This is a genomic window from uncultured Maribacter sp., from assembly GCF_947500985.1.
Taxonomy (GTDB): domain Bacteria; phylum Bacteroidota; class Bacteroidia; order Flavobacteriales; family Flavobacteriaceae; genus Maribacter.
Map to the genome: position 1 here is coordinate 1 of NZ_CANMTX010000023.1, position 2,590 is coordinate 2,590.

The 2,590-nt window shown below is 50.9% G+C and carries 1 rRNA gene; it reads left to right on the plus strand.

Annotation, left to right across the window (positions count from 1 at the left end):
* Nucleotides 1-2,525: ribosomal RNA gene (locus Q0871_RS18590) — 23S ribosomal RNA — on the plus strand; the annotation flags it as partial.
* Nucleotides 2,526-2,590 lie beyond the last annotated feature (65 nt).

The window sequence follows — 2,590 nt, forward strand, 5'->3', positions numbered from 1 at the left end:
TGTAATGAACTAGAACGCTTTGGAAATAGCGACCATAGAGGGTGATAGTCCCGTATAGGTAAAGAGCATTTAGATAGTGGTATCCTGAGTAGTGCGGGGCACGTGAAACCCTGTATGAATCCGGCGGGACCATCCGCCAAGACTAAATACTCCTGAGAGACCGATAGTGAACCAGTACCGTGAGGGAAAGGTGAAAAGAACCGTGAATAACGGAGTGAAATAGATCCTGAAACCATACGCTTACAAGCGGTCGGAGCCCATATGGGTGACGGCGTGCCTTTTGCATAATGAGCCTACGAGTTACTTTTACTAGCAAGGTTAAGGACTTCAGGTCCGGAGCCGTAGCGAAAGCGAGTCTGAATAGGGCGACCATAGTTAGTAGTAGTAGACGCGAAACCGTGCGATCTACCCATGGGCAGGTTGAAGCTGTGGTAACACATAGTGGAGGACCGAACCCGTTGACGTTGAAAAGTCTTGGGATGACCTGTGGGTAGGGGTGAAAGGCCAATCAAGCTCGGAAATAGCTCGTACTCCCCGAAATGCATTTAGGTGCAGCGTGTAGATAGTTTTATAGAGGTAGAGCTACTGATTGGATGCGGGGGCTTCACCGCCTACCAATTCCTGACAAACTCCGAATGCTATAAAATGTTTCTGCGCAGTGAGGGCATGGGTGCTAAGGTCCATGTCCGAGAGGGAAAGAACCCAGATCACCGGCTAAGGTCCCAAAGTATATACTAAGTTGATATAACGCGGTGGAATTGCATTGACAGCCAGGATGTTGGCTTGGAAGCAGCCATTCATTTAAAGAGTGCGTAACAGCTCACTGGTCGAGCGATTCCGCATGGATAATAATCGGGCATAAGTATATCACCGAAGCTGTGACTTCATATTTATATGAGGGGTAGGGGAGCATTGTAATTGCGTCGAAGGTGTACCTGCGAGGGATGCTGGAGCGATTACAAACGAAAATGTAGGCATAAGTAACGATAATGCGGGCGAGAAACCCGCACGCCGAAAGACCAAGGTTTCCCCAGCTATGCTAATCAGCTGGGGGTCAGTCGGGACCTAACGCGAACCCGAAGGGGATAGTGGATGGACAACAGATTAATATTTCTGTACCTGCTCACGCTAAAAGTGACGGAGGCGAGAAGTTGGTGCGTACAGACGGAATTGTACGTTGAAGGGAGCGGTAACGCCCCGATAGTACACCGAGACCACGGTCAAGGTGATAATCCAGCATATCGACTTCCAAGAAAAGCAAGTGAAGCAGCCCGTACCGTAAACCGACACAGGTGGTTGGGATGAGTATTCTAAGGCGCTCGAGAGATTCATGGCTAAGGAACTAGGCAAAATAGACCCGTAACTTCGGGAGAAGGGTCGCCCCCTTATGGGGGGCCGCAGTGAAGAGGTCCAGGCGACTGTTTATCAAAAACACAGGGCTCTGCAAAATCGAAAGATGAAGTATAGGGCCTGACACCTGCCCGGTGCTGGAAGGTTAAGAGGAGATGTCATTCCTTCGGGGAGAAGCATTGAATTGAAGCCCCAGTAAACGGCGGCCGTAACTATAACGGTCCTAAGGTAGCGAAATTCCTTGTCGGGTAAGTTCCGACCTGCACGAATGGTGCAACGATCTGGACACTGTCTCGGCCATGAGCTCGGTGAAATTGTAGTATCGGTGAAGATGCCGGTTACCCGCAGTGGGACGAAAAGACCCCGTGCACCTTTACTATAGCTTCGTATTGACCTTGGTCAAGCAATGTGTAGGATAGCTGGGAGACTTTGAAGCTGCATCGCCAGGTGTGGTGGAGTCATTGTTGAAATACCAGCCTTTGCTTGTCCGGGGCCTAACTCTCTAAGAGAGAACAGTGCGTGGTGGGTAGTTTGACTGGGGTGGTCGCCTCCAAAAGAGTAACGGAGGCTTCTAAAGGTGCCCTCAATACGGTTGGCAATCGTGTGTAGAGTGCAATGGCACAAGGGCGCTTGACTGAGAGACATACAGGTCGATCAGGTTGGAAACAAGAGCATAGTGATCCGGTGGTTCCGCATGGAAGGGCCATCGCTCAAAGGATAAAAGGTACGCCGGGGATAACAGGCTGATCTCCCCCAAGAGCTCATATCGACGGGGGGGTTTGGCACCTCGATGTCGGCTCGTCACATCCTGGGGCTGGAGAAGGTCCCAAGGGTTGGGCTGTTCGCCCATTAAAGTGGCACGCGAGCTGGGTTCAGAACGTCGTGAGACAGTTCGGTCTCTATCTACTGCGGGCGTTAGAAATTTGAGTGGATCTGACTCTAGTACGAGAGGACCGAGTTGGACTGACCGCTGGTGCACCAGTTGTTCCGCCAGGAGCATCGCTGGGTAGCTATGTCGGGATTGGATAAGCGCTGAAAGCATATAAGCGCGAAACCAGCCACAAGATGAGATTTCTTTAAAGGGCCGTGGGAGATGACCACGTTGATAGGCTATAGGTAGAAGGGCAGTAATGTCCGCAGCCGAGTAGTACTAATTGCCCGTCAGGCTTGCGCATACGTACGTCCCGTTCTTTGGAACGGGGCGGACGACGATCTTTACTTCTTTCTTTTTATTACGAAA